We start from the raw sequence: 19,097 nt of genomic DNA, 5'->3' as shown, positions 1-19,097 counted from the left end.
CCTACACGCTAAGCATAAACTTTAAAAGAAACACGAAAGAAGTGATATTAGCAAGGCGAGTATCCATTAGCTTTCGCGCAGTATAGCTTGTAATAAGGGGCAATCTGAGCCCGCGGGTTCTTGGCTTTTGTTTTTTAAAAGCTTAGAACCCCTGCGAGGCGAGGTTAGCGGGAGCGTGCCCCTGTTACAAGCTATACTGCGCGAAAGCGATTTCGGATAAAGCTTACCCTTCATCACTTCTTCTGCGTTTCTTTTATTTTTTTGCTTTGCTCCTCCTCCTCCTTCTTTTTCTTCTCCTCTTTTTCCTTCTTCTTTTCTTCTTTCTGAATAAAGGCGGATTCTTTATCTATCTGTCCCAGAGAAATCATAAAGTCGGAGCGTTTTTCAAGTTCTTTTTTTACATGCTTTAATCCGTATTCTTCTATAAGGGTTGGGGTTTTGGAAAATAAATTTCTGCCCAGTCCCAGCTTATCTCCCGGAATTTCTACCCCCATGGCTGCCAAAGTGGTTGGGAAGTCGTCAAAGGTACTGTATTCCCGATATTTCTTTTCTTCCACGGTGGGAACGGCATTGAGATAGGTGGTGAAAACCTTTCTTTGATAGCTTTTTTCCACATCATTACAAAAATCGTGGTCCATGGTGGGGTGATCCCCGGAAATGACTATGGTTGTATTTTCATAAAAAGGCTGCTGCTGTACCCAGTGAACAAAGTTGGATACCTGCCGGGATGTACATTGGTAAACATCCGCATACTGATTTTTCGGGTGCTTTCTTTCGCAAAGTCTGCACACATAACCGTCCGGAAAATGAGTATCCACTGTAAGCAAGGTCAGATTAAAGGGTTGTTCCGCCTTCCCCAGATTTTCCAATTCTTCCTTCGCGTAAAGAAAAAGCTTCTCATCCTCAAAGCCCCAGTTCACCCAATAGTTTCTGGGGAATTTGCCTTTTCTCTTCCAATAGGAAAAATCCTCCACGGCTACGTTTCCGTGATCTTCCATGAAAAGCTCTCTTCCGCCAAAAAAGCCTACAGAGCCTAAGAGGAATTTTTGATTGTAGCCTTCCTCTTCCAGAATATCGCCCAGAGCTGTTACAGAAGGGAAAAAATGCTTTTGGCTATCCATGGAATTTTGCTCAATAGATATTTTCAAAGGAAGACCGGTGCTCTCTCCGAAAATCGCTCCCATGGTCCAGGTAGCTCCGGGAAGAGCAATGCCCCCATTCCTTTTTTCTCCCTCTCCGGCAAAGTCCTCTCCCTCTTCGCCCAAAGCCATCAGCTCGGGCAGAAGATTTTCAGGAAAATCTCCTCCATGCTCCTTGTCCATAAAGGTAAGCTCCGTGGATTCCATGTAAATATAGATTAAATTTCTTTTCTTCTCCGGAAATTTCAAGTCCACATTTTTCGGATCCACATAATGCTCTTCAATAAACTTGGAGGATTGAAACTGGGAGCTTAAAAAGGAACCAAGAGATATCCCGTCCCAAGCTTCCGCGATAGTCACTGCCACAAGGAAAATGCTAACAAAGCCGCAAAGAGGCAGGAAGGCCTTCTTGATTTTGGGAAGGAAAAATCGAATTTTTGGAGTAATAGCCTTTTGAAACTTAGTTAAAGCAAGTTCTTTTTCAGAAGAAGCAATAGTTTCATCCTTAGATAGCGCAATAGCTTCCCCATTCTCTGTAGGCTTCTTTTTCTTTTGGTAGATAAAATAATAAAACATAGAGAGGGATAGCCATAAAAGAATGGCCGGCGCCAAGGCTGTGGTAATAAAAAGCTGTACCAGATGTCCGTTGGCTCCCCCCATAGGGGCGAAAACATGAAATAGAATTTCATCTACCGTAAGCTCTTCCCAGTTGCTGACCAAAAAAAGATAGGCCAGGCGAAACAGGCAGCATAATCCCAGCATAAAAAATAAAAGATAGGGAAGGAGCATTTTCCCTATTGATTTTTTGTTGTTCTCATTTTGTTCCATGAAATATTCACCTTCTTATGCATGAAGAGAAAAATCTTCCTGCTGTATTATATTCTTCCGGCGATAGAAAAAGCACCGGAAGAGAGTATGTTCTTCTACGCGTATAAAAGCTTTTGTCCAGGAATAAAAATACAACTTTTCCCTCTTTAGCACAAGGGTATAGCCATAAAGCCGCAAATCAAAAAGGGAGCCATAGGGAAAAAGTCGAAAATAAGCTATAAGCAAAAAGTCGAAAAAAATAGAACGACCTCGAAAATCGAAAGTCGCTCCATTTTTACAGTAAGAGAAAAATCTCCGAAAAATATTATTCTTCATCCTCTCTGTTCCGGACATAAACCGGTGCCTTCTTGGGAGAAAGATGCAGCATCTCTCTGAATCTGGCAAAGGCATCTACCGCATTCTGCCAAGACTCCTGCAGGGCTACGGTCTTGTCGGATAAGGTCAACAAATAGGCTATCCTGCTGTTGGGAATACGGGTAGAAAGAGGGAACATATGGGTTAAAATAGCTCTCTTCTCTGTCTCCGTTAAAGCAAAATTCTGTGCTTCGGAGTTCTCCACCGCATCCTCCGGATGATAGAAGCAGTACCAACGTCCATTGTGGGTGGTACCGTCATCCTTATGATAGTCAATCATGCAAAAATCATGAAGGAAACCGATTCTGGCCGCGCTGTCCGCATCCATGCCCCAGCTTTTTGCCAAATGATATGCCATATAAGCCACACGAACACTATGGTCGAAGGTATTGGTACTTCCATGCCGGGGCACCGCCTTCAACTTACAATATTCCTTATTTTCCGTAATTTCTTTAAACTGCTTAATAAATTCAAGCTGTTCTTTCTTTAAATCCATCTGTTCCCTTTCTATCTATTTAAAATTAAGAAACGTTATTACTATACTCTTTCCCCCATGCTACTGCAATACTCTTTCGAGAATTTTAAAAAAAGAGTAGGAAATGTACAACCCATATTTCGGCGCGGTACCTAAAATGCATAAGGCTTCTTTTTTGCTCCCTTTTCTGCAAAATATCATAAAGGGCTTCCCTTCCTCACTCCGCTTTCCACAAAAAGAATATATTTCGTCTCTCCATTTTCTACAAATATCCGTCAGGACTTTCTACAAAGAAAACTGTAGAATTGCAAAGTTCTCTTAGAGCTTTTCCCGTTCTTATGATAAAATAGTTTCAGTCTATTTAGAAAAACTCTACTATTTTTATAGGAATAGTATAGAAAAATTCACTGATTCAGGAGAAAGAGAGGGTATATTATGAAGTGGAGAGAGCTGATTAAGGAGCGGAGTTCCATCCGTAGCTATAAGGATAAGAAGGTAGATGAAAAGTTACTGGAGCAGGTACGGCAGTATATGAAGGAGCTGTCCCCCCTTATTCCGGAGCAGAAGACAGAGATTCTTCTACTGGGAAAGGAAGCCGGTCCTCGTTTGGAAGGCATCGTAGGCTATATGGGAAATGCTTTTTTTGCCCCTAACTATATCTTACTTTTAGGAGAGGACAGCGAAGAAGGATACATCCATGCAGGCTATCTGGCTGCACAGTTGGAGTTGAAGCTTACAGAACTGAAGTTAAATACCTGCTTTTTAACGATTAACGAAGCAAAGGCGGTAAAAACCGCTTTGAATATTAATTCTCCCCTTACCGTTACCACCTGCATTAGCTTTGGACATGGTAATCCGGAGAAGGACAGCAATCGTATCGATATTAAGTCCAGATCCGATGTGCACATGGAGAAGATCAAGGGACATATTGCTCCTAAGATTGCCATGGATGAACTGGTTTCCCAGTCTGTTTTCGGACAGAGCTGTGATTTTGCCGAGGATGCCATGGATCCGAACTGGGAAAAGGCCTTTTATGCCTCAAGTCTTGCGCCGGCCGCATTGAATCGCCAGACCTATCGCTTCTTAATAGAAGACAATATGCTCTATCTTCTGGATCGGGAAGTTAAGCATATCACCAAGGAAGACCGGTACTTAAATGATGGTATTGTAATGTTCTACTTCCATACCGTTCTGACCGCACATTTCCATAAGCCGGATAGCTGGACCGTAGGCACCGTGGAGAAGAAGCCTGAGTGGAAGGTTCCGGAGGAATATTTCGTGGTGGGAACATACCGCTTGTTCTAAATCGTGCAGACTTGAAAGCGCTGCGCTTGGATTGCAATAGGGTTACGAGTCGCAATTTAACTTCGCTTTATCTATAGTCCTTTCTGCAAAATGCTTCTATAATAGAGCTATCTGTATATATGACTTTAGTAGAAAGGAAGTTCCTATGGAAAAAGAGATTCAGATTGTTCGGGAAAATATTCGTAAGGCCTGTGAAAGGTCCGGAAGAAAGCCGGAGGAGGTTCTTCTTATCGGCGTCTCCAAAACCAAGCCCTACGAAGCTATTCAGGAAGCCTATAGCTTTGGTATTCGGGATTTCGGAGAGAACAAGGTACAGGAAATCCGGGATAAATTTGCTCTCCTGCAGGAGGATAGCCTCTTACTAAAGGATGCCCCCTCTTTCCATATGATTGGTTCTCTTCAGAAGAATAAGGTAAAATATCTTCCCGGCAGAGTAAAGATGATTCATTCCATTGACTCCCTTCCCTTGGCTTTAGAGGTGGAAAAGGAATACGCGAAAAAAGAGGAAATTGCCTCCGTTTTATTAGAAGTCAATGTAGCTAAGGAAGAAAGTAAGTCCGGCTTCTTCTTGGAAGAGGTGGAACAGGCTTTGGAGGAATGTAAAGACCTCCCCCATCTTAAACTCTGTGGATTTATGACCGTTGCCCCCATTACAGAGAATCCGGAGGAAAACCGGGTACATTTTCGGGCATTAAAAAATCTCTTAACGAATATGCAAAAAAAATTCCCCGCCCTTCCCCTTAAGGAACTCTCCATGGGGATGAGCGGAGATTATGAAGTAGCCGTCGAAGAAGGGGCTACCATGGTTCGTGTCGGCTCCTTTATTTTTGGGGCGCGGGACTATGGAAACGTCCATAAGTCCTAAGCAAGTTTGAAATCACAGCCTTCTTTTCTTCGTTAAAAGCATTTTCCGGAAGACGCCACTGCCAGTTTCCTTCCGCAGTTCCCGGCGCATTGATTCTTCCCTCTGCCCCGCATTCCAGATAGTCTCCTGCAGGAATTATGCATAAATAGGAAATGCTGGAAAGGGCAGTCTTAATCAAAAGCTCTGTCATTGCATTCCAGTCATTTTGGGAGCGGGAAAGGTAATGGTATACATTGCCCCTCTCCCAATCTGACAGGGTTTCAAACCAGTTTCTCAAAGTATCATTATCGTGAGTTCCGGTGTAATACACGGAATTACTATCCTTTAACATATGGGGCAGGTAGACATTTTCAAAGTCGGAAAATGCGAACTGCAAAATCTTCATGCCGGGGAAACCGGTTTTTGCAATCAACTCTTCCACTTCCTTGGTGATTACCCCCAGGTCTTCTGCAATAATCGGCAGTTCTTCCTTCTGAAAATGCTTCTGAATCGCCTGAAAAAGACCGAAGCCCGGTCCTTCTCTCCACTCTCCCACCATAGCGGTTTCCGCACCGTACTCCACCGCATAATAGGACTCGAAGCCACGGAAATGATCTACTCGCAGCAGGTCAAATTGATTCAAGCAATATTCCATCCGCTTACACCACCAGGCATAGCCTTCCGCCTTATGCTTCTCCCAGTCATACAAAGGATTTCCCCAGAGCTGTCCGGTCTCGGAAAAGGCATCGGGCGGAACACCTGCCACGGAGGAAGGATATCCTGTTTCATCAAACTGGAACAAAGCTCGATTTCCCCAAGCATCCGCGCTGTCCATGGCGCAGTAAATGGGAATATCTCCAAAAATCAAGATATCCTTCTCATGGGCATAGGCTAAAAGAGCCTGCCACTGCTTGTCATACTGCATTTGTAAAAAGGCATAATAGCCTACCTCCTGCTTATGCTCCTCCAAAAACTTCTCAATGGTAGCCTGATCCTTATCTCGATAGGGCTTCTCAAAGGAAAGCCAGGGGATGCCGTTAAAAAAGTCCTTTAAAGCCATAAAAAGGCAGTAATCAAAATTTTCCTTAGTTCTTCCCGCCAAAAGCTCAGAAAGATTTCCCCCCTTGGAAAGCCAGTTTTCATAGGCCTTTCGGAGGATTTTGTGCTTTAGCTCATATAATAATCCGTAGGAAATCTTCTCTTTGGATTCCTTAAAGCGTTCCTTTTCCAGATCCGTCTCTTCCAACAGACCTTCCTCTTTCAGCGTTTCCAAATCAATAAAGTACGGATTTCCCGCAAAGGCGGAAAAGGACTGGTAGGGGGAGTCCCCATAGCCTGTTGGCCCCATGGGAAGAATCTGCCAAACCCGATTTCCCGTCTCCGCCAAAAAGTCTATAAACGCTCTGGCTTCCTTTCCCATTGTTCCGATTCCCTCTTCTCCCGGTAAGGAAAATAAGGGAAGTAATACCCCTGCTTCTCTGTTTTTCATTTATTTTTTCTCCTTTCAAAGGACTTAATGCTTTGCAGTAATAAATGCTCTATTTTATTTCGGCGTTATTATACAGTATATATCTAAAAAGCTAAGTTTGTTTTCTCTGCTAGTTTCCCCTGTAACAAAACAAAATTGCATTTAAATTTTTTTCACTTTACATGGAACTAAGGAATCTGTCAAATAAAATGAGATTGATAGGCTTTTCTTTTTCACTATTGATAGGCTTTTCTTTTTCGCCGATATACCTTTACAAGACTGCATAGGGGATTTTCAAAAAGTGTAAAGTGGAAAAAGCTTCTCAAATCAATTTTGAGGACATTAATTTAAAGGAAATCCCTCTAAAACAAAGGAGTAATACAGACAGCATGGACTTAAAGAAAATAGAACATATCCTAAGAATTGCAGAGGAAAAAAATATCAGCAGGGCGGCAGAACGACTTTTTATCTCCCAGCCGGCTTTGAATTTACAGCTTTTAAATCTGGAGCGAGAGCTGGGCACAAAGCTCTTTGTCCGTAAGGGAAATGAATGTAGTGTCACGGAGGCGGGCAGAATCTATGTGGAAACCGCCCGGAAAATGATGAATATGAAGAAGGACTGCTATGCCAAGATTGCAGAGCTTAGCCAGCTTCATAATGAGGAAATCGCCATCGGAGCCTCAGGACTTCAAGGAGACTATATGATGTGCTACATTTTCCAGAAATTCCACGAAAGCCATCCCAATGTAAAATTGCAATTTACCTCTATGAAAGGCTTAAAAGCACAGGAATTGGTGAAAAACGGCACCATAGATTTAGGCATTATCTTAATGGGAGACAAGCAAAACTATCGTATGGAATATAAGCTACTGGGAAAGGTCGAACTGCTTTTAGCCATTGCCAAAAATCATCCTTTGTTAGAGGTTTTGGAAGAAGAGGGCGAAATTACTGAAATTGATTTGGCTAAGCTTTCCGAGCTTCCCTTTGTGCTGGCACCCAAGGATTCTACAGAACGATCCGTTGCGGAAATGGCCTTTGAGGATGCAGGCATTGACCCCTATGTGCCTATGGATGTGGAAGGAATCCATTACCAGATGGCTCTGGTGGAATCTTCGGACTACTGCTCCTTTATCAGCAGTAACAACCGTGCCCATGTGCCGGATAGCATTCGCCTGATTCCCTGTAAGACACAGCCGAAAATGAATGCAGTGGCAGTATATCGAAAAGATAAGCCCTTAACAAAGGCGCTGGTGGAGCTGATTTCCTTAGCGGAGGAATATTGGGCTTCCTTTTCTGAGGAATCCTTCTAAAAGGGGATGTAAAAAATCAGAGTATCGATGAAGCTTATGCCATATAGGTCTGTATTCGGGGCATGCTCTCGCTAACCTCGCCCCTGCGGAGGGAAGGACTGTATTCATTTAAGACATGCTCAGATACAGTATAGGGCTGTATTCGGGGCACGCTCTCGCTAACCTCGCCTTCGCAGCGGTACTAACTTCAAGCTTCGCTTTGCTCGCTTTCAGTAAGTACCGGCGGGCTCAGATTGCTCTCTTTCATACCTATACTGCATCTGTCGCTTCAGCTTATTGAGTTCTACAGTCCTTCACTTCGCAGGTTTTCGCAAGTAATGATGAGCTCAAATCACCCTAATTTTAGACCTATACTGCATAAGCCTTATCTACTCTTCTGATTTTTACTGCCCCTTGACTATCGCTCTACTCTTCCGGCAATGGAAAGGATATGTACTTCCTCCGCTCCGGCTTCTAGGAGTTTTCTGCTACAGGCTTCCATGGTGGCTCCTGTGGTAAAGATATCGTCCACCAAAAGAACCCGTTTTAGGTCGAAGGGTAATGCTTCACAGTGAATAGCCTCCAAGAGATTTAATAAACGTTCCTCCGGGCTACAGTCCTTTAAGGCTTTGGTTTTCTTGACTCTCTGTAAGTACTCTGAAACCAGGGGGATGCCGCAGACCTTTGCCAAACTTTCTCCTATGACCTCTGCCTGATTATAACCCCTTTCCCTTCTTCTGTTTGGGTGCACCGGCACAGGAATAATGGCCTGAATCCCCAGTTCTTCTATATTTTTCCGAAAAACTTCTCCGGCTTTCTTTCCGAAAAAGACACCTTTATCTTTTCTGCCTTTATACTTCAAAAGCACTAAAGCATCCTCTACTTCCTCTGTTAATTCATACAGCATCATACCGGTAGAAAAGGAAAAACGGTGTCTTTTACAGTTTCCGCAGTACTCCTCCGTATCCAAAAGAATCCCTCGTCCGCATTTTTTACAGACCGGCTCCTCCATGATTTTCTCGTAAGCCTTGCAGGCAGGACAGATTTCTTCTTTTCCGCTTTCCGTCAACTCATCACAAAGGATGCAGCGAGGAGGAAAGAGGGCATTGATGATTGCTTCTTTCCAGTCTTCCTTTTTTCCCATATTCCCTCCTATCCTCTATCTTCCGATTTCATGATAATCCTTTACCGAAGTATTCCAATACTTCCGAGCTAAAAACAATCCTCCCGGACTAATACTCTTATTTCCGGGTCAATACCAATACTTTCTGCTTCACTGTATGCAAATCCCTTATTTTTTGCAAAACTCATAAGAGAAAAGATAAATATATTCATTCTCAGAGAAGGCATCGGTTTTTCCTAAGAGCAAGTCATGAAGATTCGGAATCTTTATCTCATCCTTATCATATACCCATGCCAGAAATACTTCTTCCATATCATAAAGGATTTCCGGTTTTCCCTCTATTCGAGTTTGTGAGCTGCCGTAATATTCTCTTCCCTCTACCCCTTCCATAAGAGGCAAGTCTATAGAAGCCTTAGCTTCCTCATCTGTCCAAACAACCAGCTTTACTACTGCATGATCATAATCCGGAACGATGATAATGCCTCCATTTTTCGGGGAATCCATATCCTTAAAGCCAATCTCTATCGGTTCTTTGTTTAGCAGTTTTCCCTGATGATATTCTGAATAATAAATCTTGAGTCGAGCAAACTTATCAGTGGTCGTAAATTGATAAGCATTTGCTCCATCCGGCCCGGCAATCAGATTCACCGTCTGCATTTCTACACTATCCTCGGCCATCGGTGTAATAAAGTTCATCGGCTTGTAGGCACGATATAGGGAAGTAGCAATTACCGCAGTTGTAAGTATGGAAAGAATCAGCAATGCACAAATGATATACTTCAAGCTTTTTTGTTTGCGCTTACTGTCTGTAACAACACTGATGATATTTTCTTCCGATTTCTTTTCGAGATTCTCATGGATAATATCTTCGCCGGCTAAAAACTCATTAACACTAATGCCTAAAAGGGAACAAAGGTCAAAATAAAGCGATACATCCGGAAGGCAAACACCTCGCTCCCACTTGGAAACAGACTTATCACTCATACCTATTTTCTCGGCAAGCTGCTTTTGCGTCATTCCCAGATTCTTTCTTTTTCCCGCAATATACTTTCCGATTTTAACAAGATCCATACAGTCCCCCTTTCCTATGATGTGATAGTAGCTTATGGGATAATAACTTATAGGAAAGAGAAATCACAGCCCTCGAAAGTAGAATGACATCCTATTCCGCAAATGGATTTCCGCTATCCATTGAAAAAGAAGCGGAAAAACTTTCCCCGATGTCCTGTAATTGCTGAGCCAAACCGGAGTAGCGTTTTAGCTCCTGCTCGTTATGAAGCATTTCCAGAAAGACTTTGGGATGCCCCAAAAGGCAGACACAAGACTTGGCTCTGGTAATGGCGGTATAAAGAATATTTCTGGTCATCAGCATTTTCGGTCCCGGATACATGGGAAGCAGTACCGCCGGATATTCCGAACCCTGGGATTTATGGATGGTAATGGCATAGGCCAGCTCCAGATTTTCCAAATCCTGAAAGCTATAAACCACCTTTCTTTCCTCAAAGAAAACCGTCACCGTCTTTTGGTAGGCATTGATTTCCGTAATCTTTCCGATATCCCCGTTAAAAACCCCTTCTCCGCTTTCTATAGGCAGGTTAAAGTTTCCGGGAATTTCCCAGGCCAACTGGTAGTCATTTTTAATCTGCATGACCTTGTCCCCCAGTCGGAAAATGCTGCCGCTTCCCTCATACTCCGGCTTGTTCTTTCCGGGAGGGTTCAAGCGTTCCTGCAAAAAACGATTCAGATTTTCCACTCCCAAAAGTCCCTTTTTCTGGGGGGACATCACCTGAATGGAAAGAGGGTCGGTGGAAAGATATTTGGGCAGCTTCTCCTTCATTAAAATGGCGATATTTTCCAGAATCTGCTTCGGCTCCTGCCCCCGAATAAAGAAAAAGTCCCTGGATTTCTTTCCCAAATCCGGTTCAATGCCCTGGTTTATTTTATGGGCATTTACCACAATATCCGACTCCATGGCCTGCCGGAAAATCTTCTTCAGGGAAATGGTTTTCATGCACTGAGAGGCAATAATGTCCTTCAGCACATTTCCCGCCCCTACGGAGGGAAGCTGTTCACTATCCCCCACCAAAATCAAACGACAACCCACAGGAATAGCACGAAGCAGGGCATCCATTAAGTACAGATCCACCATACTCATTTCATCCACAATCAGCACATCATATTCCAGAGGGTTTTCTTCATTTCTTTGGAACAGGGAAAAATCCCTGTCCTCCTGCTCCTGATCCTCCCGGCCCATGTATTCCAAAAGCCGGTGCAGGGTTTTTGCCGGGTAGTCCGTGGCTTCTCCCATTCGTTTCGCCGCTCTTCCGGTGGGAGCCGCCAAAGCAATGCTCTTTCCCTGTCCGGTAAAGAGCTGCAAAATCGTTTTAATGGTGGTGGTCTTTCCCGTTCCCGGCCCTCCGGTAATCACCAAAACCCCGGAGGAAGCCGCAAGACTTACCGCCTTTCTTTGGAGAGGATCCAAGGTAATCTTTTCCCTGTCCAAAAGCGTATCTATGGCCTTTTCCCAGGAATCCACATGGGCCTCTTCCTCTTCCACATTTAACTGTAAAAGGCGGGAGGCCACCCGCATTTCCCGATAATAGGTACTGGCCCGGTAGACATTTTCCCCCTTGACCTTCACCTTTCCTTGCAGTTGCAGCTCCAAAAGCTGCTCTTCCAAGTCTTCCAGAGGCATCTCCAAAATTCGCTCCGCCTCTCTTTTTAAAATCGAAAAAGGAAGGTAGCAATGTCCATGCCACTCTCCCTGTAAGAGGGTATAGTTGATGCCGGCCCGCATACGGAAGGGGGATTCTTTCTCCACCCCCACCCTTTTGGCCAGCTCATCACATTTCTTAAAGCCTACTCCCTCCAGCTCCTCCGCAATACGGTAGGGATTTTCCTGTAAAACCTGCAGGGTTTCCCCTTGAAAATGCTGATAAATCTTATAGGAGAGATTTAGGCTGATGCCATAGCCCTGTAAAAGGAGGAAAATGTCCTGCTGCTCCCGCTGGCCGGAAAGGTTCGTAGCAATATCCATGGCCTTTTGCATGGAAATGCCGTGAATTTCCGCAAGGCGCTCCGGCTCCTCCTCCATAATCCGTAGGCTGTCTTCCTTAAATTTTTTCACGATTCGGGCGGCAATGGCCTTCCCGATTCCCTTAATGGCCCCGGAAGCCAAATATTGTTCAATGCCAAAAAGACTGTCCGGAACCTCCAGCTGATACTCCTCTACGCTGAACTGCTTGCCGTATACCGGATGTTCCTTCCAGCGTCCCTTTGCCTTTATTTTTTCCGACACAGAAATATGGGAGAAGCTTCCCACCAAAGTGAACTCTTCTCCCTTATCCGTAATACTACACACGGTGTATCCCGTTTCCTCGCTGCGAAAAACGATATGGGATACATTTCCTTCTATTTCTTCCAGACTAGAAGTCATCATCATCGTTACTTAAATCAATGGACTTTCCTGTTCCGATAGCCACCGCTGTAAGAGGATCCTCTGCCAGCATGGTGGTGATTCCTGTCTTTTCCTGCATCAGCTTGTCTAAACCGTAAAGCAGAGCTCCTCCTCCGGTCATAACGATTCCCCGCTCATAGATATCCGCCGCAAGCTCCGGCGGAGTTCTTTCCAGGACGTGATGTACCGCATTCACAATCATGCTGGCCGGCTCTAAGAGAGCATCCAAAAGCTCATCAGAGCTTACCACTACCGTCTTTGGCAGAGCCGTAACCAGATTTCGTCCACGAACCTCCATGGTCACATTTTCCGGTCTCTTGCTGGCACAGCCGATATTCACCTTCATTTCCTCCGCGGTTCTTTCTCCGATAAGGAGGTTATGCTTCTTTCTCATATAGCGAAGAATGGCTTCATCAAAATCATCTCCGGCCACCTTGATGGACTCGGAAACCACCGGGCCACCTAGCGCAATCACCGCAATATCGGAGGTTCCTCCACCGATATCGATAATCATATTTCCCTGAGGCTTGTAAATGTCGATCCCTGCACCGATTGCTGCTGCCACCGGCTCCTCGATAATGCTTACCTCTCTGGCTCCTGCATGACTGGCCGCATCCTGCACCGCCTTCTTCTCCACCTCTGTTGCTCCGCTGGGAATGCAAACGCAGATTCTGGGCTTTCTCAGGGTTCTTCTTCCTACTGCCTTATTGATAAAGTACTTCAGCATCTGCTCGGTTCTGGTGTAATTGGAAATCACGCCCTGACGAAGAGGACGGACAGCGGAAATATTGTCCGGAGTTCTTCCCAGCATAAGACGGGCATCCTCACCAAAGGCTACCACTTCATCATTTTCTTTATTCACAGCAATGACAGAGGGCTCTTTCAGTACAACCCCTCTACCCTTTATATAAATCAGAATACTGGATGTTCCCAAGTCGATTCCGATATCATTTGAAATCAAGGAAAACATAAATTCCTCCATAAATAGCCACAATATATCTTTTATAGTATAACGGATTGAAAAAGAAAGGGAAAGTAGTCTAAGGGAGATATTTTTTTAATATTTTTGAAGTTTCTATCTCACTATTTTTCTTTTTATAGGACTAACACAAAACTATACTTTTCCATTTTCTCACTATTCACTATATTTCCTTTACAAATTCTGCCGCCGTCATAATCTTAGGATTTAAAATCCCGGATTCCAGAAAATCTTTATCACCTGTCAATAATATATCCGCTCCTGCATGAATAGCCGCTCTAAGTATTGGTCGGTCATTCACATCTCGTATCTGGGATTCCAGCTCATTTTCCTTAATAGGAATTGATACAACCTCCAACGTTAATAATGCTAGAGATAGGAAACCCTCTAACGCCTGGATTTTATGAGGAAATTTTCTATTAAAAATACGACGCATTTCGTCAATGTTTTGTTCACAAAGTAGTCCATGATTAGGATAACTAACTGCTTTTACAAATGCTTGATAGGGAACTCCCTTGCTACTTAACGCAGCAGATATCAATATATTTGTATCAATAAGAATTTTCATTATTCTACACTTTCTGCACGAACATCTTTTACAAGATCCATAATAGCCTCATCTGTAGATAAATCAGTATTTTCAGCTTCTCCTTCCATTTGAGCCTGGAGTATCTGCATAGCATAAACTGCAGAATTAATAAGTCTTACGCTTCCATTTTCCACAACAAATGTAATTCTATCACCGCAAGAAACCCCTAAAATTTCTCTAATATCCTTTGGAATTGTTACTTGTCCTTTTGCCATAACCTTTGCATTATCAATAAATGTTTGATTCATCATCCAAAGCACCCCCATTAATTCATAAATATAGTTCTAAATCTAAATATGCTTTTTTATACTTCTTCTTTCAATATAATAGAAAGTAGGGAAATCCCTACTTTCTATTATATTACTTATTTTCTGTTTGGCAAATGTTTTACAATTTTAAAAAGTCTAATTGATTAAAAGCATTTTCTTTACCGCTTCCAAAACCGGAACTTCCCTTTGCGCAATCAGCCTCCCTAGTTTTGTATTACTGCATTTTTCATATTCCTTTATGGCTTCTTCATAGCTTAGCTTCAAGGTTTCCATGTGAAAGTCTCGGATTTCATAGGGCATCAAATTCTTTTCCCCAAAGGAGCGGACTTTACACAAAAAATAATGGTTAATGTTGTGCCGATGAACATGGTTGTAATAATCACTGACTATCCCAATTTCTTGGAGGATTTCCACCTCGGCACCCAGCTCTTCCTTTAGCTCTCTTTTGATAGCCGTCTCTAAGCTTTCTCCCTTTTCCACTCCGCCACCGGAAGTTTCAATCAAGGTGGCTTTTCCGAAAGAATCATCCCTATGAATTCTCACAAAATAGAAATTCTTCTCTTCATCAAAAATGATGCCCCGGGCAATCTCTCTGTCATGGTCTATATATGCAAAGGGAAATTCCTTATCCTGTAGTTCTAAATACAATTTTAGCACCCTCCTATTCGTTACAAAAGATAGTATAAATAAAGGCATTAGTCAATTTCCTCTTCTTGCTTTCCAAGAGAAAATATGGCAAGATTTTACACAGAAAAATTAGGGGGTATAAAGATGGCAAAGCTTGTAGATTCCAAAGAGACCATTGCGGTATTGCAAAGGACGAACTTCCAGTTCAAGAAGCAATTCGGTCAAAATTTTTTAATTGATGCATCCGTATTGGATCATATTATTTCTTATGCCAAGATTCAGAAAGAGGATTTGGTGATTGAGATCGGTCCCGGAATCGGCACCTTAACAGAAGCCCTTTGCGAGCATGCCGGACAGGTGATTGCCATTGAAATTGATGATAAACTGATTCCTATTTTAGAGGAGAATCTTGCGGCTAAGGAAAATTTCCGCCTTCTGCATCAGGATGTTTTGAAGGTGGACTTTACGGAGCTCCTAAAGGAGTACCCAAGCTTTTCCTCTGTCAAGGTTGTGGCAAATCTTCCCTACTATATTACCACCCCCATTTTACTCTCCTTACTGGAAAAGAAGCTTCCCCTCAGCTCCATTACCGTCATGGTACAAAAGGAGGTTGCGGAGAGAATGCAGGCCGGCCCCGGTACCAAGGACTACGGCGCTTTATCCCTTGCGGTGCAATACTACAGTAAGCCGGAGATTGTGCAGAAAGTTCCCCCCCACTGCTTTATTCCCCGTCCAAAGGTAAGCTCCATGGTGATTCATCTCTCCATTTACAAGGAATCCCCTGTCGAATGTGAGAATCCGGAGTATCTCTTTAAGACTATTAAGGCTTCCTTTATGCAAAGACGGAAGACTTTGGTGAACGCCCTGTCCGCCGGTCTTTCCCTGGATAAGGAAGTAATTAAAAGCGTACTCTCCGCCCTTTCCTATCCGGAAAATGTAAGAGGAGAGACCCTTAGCTTGGATGAGTTTGCGGAAATCAGTGATAACCTGGATCCGGAGTGGAGGGAAAAACAAAAGTCCGTGTTTTGCAGGTTTTGCGAGTAAGTAAAAGGGGTATAAGTGAACTAAATAAGCTATATATGCATTAATAGGTCTAAAACCGGGGCACGCTCCCGCTAACTTCGCCTTCGCAGTGCAGGACTGTAGAATGATAAAAGGCTACGCTTCGAAGCTGTATGGATATGAAATCGGGCACGCTCTCGCTAACCTCGCCACGTAGCGGATACTAAGCGAAAAACACAGTACCTGTGTTTTTCGCAAGTACCGACGGGCTCAGATTACCCTCTTTCATATCCATACAGCTTCCGTCGCTTTGGCTTTGAATTTCTACAGTTCTTATTTTCAAAGACTTGCTACATGTACCGGCGAGCTATTATAGCCCCACACTGTATCATTCGATTCAATTATTGATTTTACAGTCCTTCACTTCGCCGGCCTTTCGCAAGTATCAGGCTCAGACTACCCCATATTCAGACCTATATTGCCGAAAATTCTTTACTATTTTGATTTTACAGCTCCTTTTTTCATCCTACCCATTCAAAATAGTTTTTCGCAAAGAGATATAAAAGGGGTTGTAAAACAAAAGAACAGCGTATATGCATAATAGGTCTGAAACCGGGGTAATCTGAGCCCGCGGGTACTTGCGAAAAACAAATGTAATGCTGTTTTTCGCTTAGTACCCCTGCGATGGCGAAGTTAGCGAGAGCATGCCCCGATTTTAGACCTATTAATGCATATACGAAAGCTTGACTATTTTGATTTTTACAACCCTTTTGCATCTACTTCTTCAAATACCCGTAAAAGGCATTATGTACCTTCTCATATCTGGCGATGGCTTCTTCTCTACTGATGTTTCTGGGTATGCTGCTTCCTCCTAGGGTATATACCGTAATAAAGCTATTGTTATAGCCGCTGATTAACTCCCATTGATCCTCCATGCGAATCATCAGAGGATAGCCCTTGCCCACATAGTAGAGCGCCGCGTGCAGATCCATACCATAGAGGTTCAGAAGCACTCCGTTATCATAGTCCATAGCTCTTCGAAGCTCCGGAATCTGAGAAACGAAATTGCTGATTTCCTCTTCCTGAATTTTTAGGTTAGCGGTATTGGGACGATCCGTTCTATTCCAAACGATTCGTTCCTTCTGATCCACCACATAACCGAACTGGTCATAAATCTTCTTATAGGCCGCCTCCATGGTGGAGAACTCTCCCTGATAATGCCCCAGGCTATAGGCGGAGAAAAGTATATTCTCTTCCTTGGTATCTCCCGGAAGCTCAATAGAGCCTGCCTTTTCAATAGAGAACTTTTCCGGGTAATGCAGACTAAACTGGCTAACCGCCTTTCCTACCATCGGAAGATACTGTAATTTTCCAATATTTCCCAGAGCCTTGGATTCCAAAGCTATCTTTCTTTCATCCTTGATTTCTTTGTTGGAAAGCAGGCTGTCCTTCCCCACATACTGGTACTCTCCGTCCTGATATTGATATTCATCAAAACGAAGCTGGTTCCCTTCCAAGCTGAAATTTGCAAAGTACAGACCATCCTTTTTATAGGAGAGCTTGGTTTTCATATCCTCCCCCACAATGCGAATCTCTGAAACAGGCACCTCCCCTTGGGGATTCCAAATCTGATCCTTGTCGCTATCCTGTAAGCCATAGAGGAAATCCTCCCCCAGGAAGCCGATTACCTTCAGTCGTTTTCCGTCTTCGGAAATACTTAAATTCTTATCTCCGTGGAGATTTCGAAAGGCAATTTCCCTGTGCAGTTCTCCGTCGTTGTTCTTTTCCCCATAAGCAATAAACTGTTTACTGCTGCTGGAGGCAAAATCATTTTCCGAAAGTCCGGTAGCCAGCGTAATGACCTCGAAGCTGTTGGTGTCCACCCCATAGATACTGCCGGCAAAAAAAATGTAGAACATCCGATTGTCCGCATAGTAGGAAAGATTTTGAATGTTTTCCTCCAGTTTTTCCTTGCTGGCCTTCAGGGGCAGGAAGAAATTCTCCACCACCGTATTTTCCGAATTGTCATAGGTGTAAAAGACAATGCCGGTATAGCCCTCGTGCCGGCCTCTTCGAATATAGCCGTATACCAGGAAATCCACATCCCCGTTGGTGTCCACACTCAAAATATGAATGCCGTGAGTAAAGCTTTCCTTCTCCACAGACTTCTCCCCCTCGGAATAGGAGAAAATCCGATTCATATTGCCCTTTCCCTCCCCGTCGGCACGGTAAAGGGTGTTCTTATCGGTAAAGGCATAGAAATTTTTGGTAGCGGATTGCAGGGCCTCAATATCGCTCTTTTCCCCCACACCCAGTAAAATCTTCTTATCCTTGTAACGATAATTCTGTCCGTCAAAAAGCTCCTTGGTTCTTCGGTCAAAGTCCATCAGGAAAATTCTTTGAGGATCATAACGCATTACATAGTTATCTTCATTGAAGAAACGGTGCACATTGCCGTCCTGATCCGTGGCTCTGGAGGCATACTGGATTTGCACTAATGCCATGGTGCCGTCCAGCTCCTTCAAACGAATCTCCGGCTCCCCGTCCATTTCCATGCCGCTGTCTCCCCAGGTTATCTGCTGGAAGGAGGAATGCAGATTCACATGGGCAAGAGAACTGTTATCCATGGTATCGTCACTTTCCAGATAAGTGCTAAGGCTCTTGGCCTCCGACTTGGAAAAGCTCTTTCTGGTAAAATCCTCCGCAAGGCTCAGGACTTCCTGTCCCATGTCCTCCTTCCCCAGTAAAACGCGGGTATAGTAATAGACACTGCTTTCTCCCAGGTCCAGTCGAAGACGAAGAAGGTACTCCTTTCCCTCCTTCATCAGGTTTTGGATAGGAAGGATAATGTGAACCCTTCCCCCTTCCTCCTGCAAGCTTCCTTCCTGGTCCTTTTCCAAAAGCTCCGTCCCATCCAGGGAACGAATATCATAATGCACAGACTTGGGGGCAGACTTTCCCTCCTCCAAAATCAATTCACACTGCCTGTTTTCCGGAAGTAAGGTTAAGCTGTCCCGTACAAAGGCATCATCCATTTCCTGCAAATAGCCATAGAGAGGATTGATTTCTTTTCCGGAGGAAAGCACATGAAGCACCGGTAATTTGCTTTTTCCCATGTTGGCATAAATTCTATTGTTTTGATCCATGGAACGATAAGAATGGAAAAAATAAAAAAGCAGAGCGACAAAAAAAATGCCGCCCAATACCAAAGCCCTACTTCTTCTTTTATTCCAAAACTTCTGTTTACTTTCGCCTAGTCGTTTTAACAAAGTTTAACCCTTCTTCCTAATCCGGTCTTCCTATGCCCTAAGGCTTTTTTCTATCTCTGAATCTTTCCTAAGTCCGGGGC

Annotated in this window: 15 protein-coding genes; 4 read left to right on the top strand and 11 right to left on the bottom strand. The window is 43.7% G+C overall.

Annotated elements, in window-relative coordinates:
• Positions 1-233: 233 nt before the first annotated feature.
• Both ACO4PX_RS00165 and ACO4PX_RS00160 read right to left on the bottom strand, forming a co-directional pair.
• Positions 234-1,967, bottom strand: coding sequence for a sulfatase-like hydrolase/transferase (locus ACO4PX_RS00165; RefSeq protein ID WP_485570819.1), 1,734 nt, complete (start codon positions 1,965-1,967; stop codon positions 234-236).
• Between the two features lie 304 nt (positions 1,968-2,271).
• Positions 2,272-2,817: an HD domain-containing protein gene (locus tag ACO4PX_RS00160; protein ID WP_315271589.1), complete on the bottom strand. Its 546-nt coding sequence runs from the start codon at positions 2,815-2,817 to the stop codon at positions 2,272-2,274.
• A 414-nt stretch (positions 2,818-3,231) separates the two neighbouring features.
• On the opposite strand from ACO4PX_RS00160, the gene ACO4PX_RS00155 reads away from it, so the two are divergent.
• Positions 3,232-4,101, top strand: a complete 870-nt coding sequence (locus ACO4PX_RS00155; protein ID WP_455022794.1) for a nitroreductase family protein — start codon at positions 3,232-3,234, stop codon at positions 4,099-4,101.
• 145 nt (positions 4,102-4,246) lie between these two features.
• Positions 4,247-4,966, top strand: a complete 720-nt coding sequence (locus ACO4PX_RS00150; RefSeq protein WP_455022795.1) for a YggS family pyridoxal phosphate-dependent enzyme — start codon at positions 4,247-4,249, stop codon at positions 4,964-4,966.
• On the opposite strand, the gene malQ is transcribed toward ACO4PX_RS00150, so the two are convergent.
• Positions 4,923-6,434, bottom strand: a complete 1,512-nt coding sequence (malQ, locus tag ACO4PX_RS00145) for a 4-alpha-glucanotransferase (protein WP_455022796.1) — start codon at positions 6,432-6,434, stop codon at positions 4,923-4,925. The two genes, ACO4PX_RS00150 and malQ, sit on opposite strands and share 44 nt — an antisense overlap.
• A gap of 368 nt (positions 6,435-6,802) precedes the next feature.
• Here malQ and ACO4PX_RS00140 point away from each other — a divergent pair, with 368 nt between their 5' ends.
• Positions 6,803-7,723 carry a LysR substrate-binding domain-containing protein gene (locus ACO4PX_RS00140; RefSeq protein ID WP_485570816.1) on the top strand — a complete coding sequence of 307 codons (921 nt, stop codon included), beginning with the start codon at positions 6,803-6,805 and terminating at the stop codon, positions 7,721-7,723.
• A gap of 397 nt (positions 7,724-8,120) precedes the next feature.
• Here ACO4PX_RS00140 and ACO4PX_RS00135 read toward each other — a convergent pair whose 3' ends face one another.
• The 7 genes from ACO4PX_RS00135 to ACO4PX_RS00105 all read right to left on the bottom strand — a co-directional run bounded on the left by ACO4PX_RS00135 (position 8,121) and on the right by ACO4PX_RS00105 (position 14,776).
• Complete coding sequence (locus tag ACO4PX_RS00135) at positions 8,121-8,846, bottom strand: ComF family protein (RefSeq protein ID WP_455023765.1); 726 nt, start codon at positions 8,844-8,846, stop codon at positions 8,121-8,123.
• A gap of 147 nt (positions 8,847-8,993) precedes the next feature.
• Positions 8,994-9,896 carry a helix-turn-helix domain-containing protein gene (locus tag ACO4PX_RS00130; RefSeq protein ID WP_485570814.1) on the bottom strand — a complete coding sequence of 301 codons (903 nt, stop codon included), beginning with the start codon at positions 9,894-9,896 and terminating at the stop codon, positions 8,994-8,996.
• A 91-nt stretch (positions 9,897-9,987) separates the two neighbouring features.
• The gene (gene recD2, locus ACO4PX_RS00125) at positions 9,988-12,267 is read right to left on the bottom strand and encodes an SF1B family DNA helicase RecD2 (protein WP_485570812.1); all 2,280 of its coding nucleotides are present in this window, start codon (positions 12,265-12,267) and stop codon (positions 9,988-9,990) included.
• Positions 12,251-13,252, bottom strand: coding sequence for a rod shape-determining protein MreB (mreB, locus tag ACO4PX_RS00120; RefSeq protein WP_485535090.1), 1,002 nt, complete (start codon positions 13,250-13,252; stop codon positions 12,251-12,253). Before mreB ends, recD2 begins: the two co-directional genes overlap by 17 nt.
• A gap of 172 nt (positions 13,253-13,424) precedes the next feature.
• Positions 13,425-13,829 carry a putative toxin-antitoxin system toxin component, PIN family gene (locus ACO4PX_RS00115; protein ID WP_485570810.1) on the bottom strand — a complete coding sequence of 135 codons (405 nt, stop codon included), beginning with the start codon at positions 13,827-13,829 and terminating at the stop codon, positions 13,425-13,427.
• Positions 13,829-14,101, bottom strand: a complete 273-nt coding sequence (locus ACO4PX_RS00110) for an AbrB/MazE/SpoVT family DNA-binding domain-containing protein (RefSeq protein ID WP_242650912.1) — start codon at positions 14,099-14,101, stop codon at positions 13,829-13,831. The genes ACO4PX_RS00115 and ACO4PX_RS00110 overlap by 1 nt, the downstream gene beginning before the upstream one ends.
• 153 nt (positions 14,102-14,254) lie before the next feature.
• Positions 14,255-14,776 carry an NUDIX domain-containing protein gene (locus ACO4PX_RS00105; protein WP_485570808.1) on the bottom strand — a complete coding sequence of 174 codons (522 nt, stop codon included), beginning with the start codon at positions 14,774-14,776 and terminating at the stop codon, positions 14,255-14,257.
• 114 nt (positions 14,777-14,890) lie between these two features.
• On the opposite strand from ACO4PX_RS00105, the gene rsmA reads away from it, so the two are divergent.
• Positions 14,891-15,790: a 16S rRNA (adenine(1518)-N(6)/adenine(1519)-N(6))-dimethyltransferase RsmA gene (gene rsmA, locus ACO4PX_RS00100; RefSeq protein ID WP_485570806.1), complete on the top strand. Its 900-nt coding sequence runs from the start codon at positions 14,891-14,893 to the stop codon at positions 15,788-15,790.
• A 734-nt stretch (positions 15,791-16,524) separates the two neighbouring features.
• Here the strand turns inward: rsmA and ACO4PX_RS00095 are convergent.
• The gene (locus tag ACO4PX_RS00095) at positions 16,525-19,017 is read right to left on the bottom strand and encodes a hypothetical protein (protein WP_485570804.1); all 2,493 of its coding nucleotides are present in this window, start codon (positions 19,015-19,017) and stop codon (positions 16,525-16,527) included.
• Positions 19,018-19,097: the final 80 nt, after the last annotated feature.

Source organism: Oribacterium sp., from assembly GCF_057249185.1.
The sequence above is the reverse complement of the archived record's forward strand: the minus strand, read 5'-3'. Positions and strand labels throughout refer to the sequence as shown.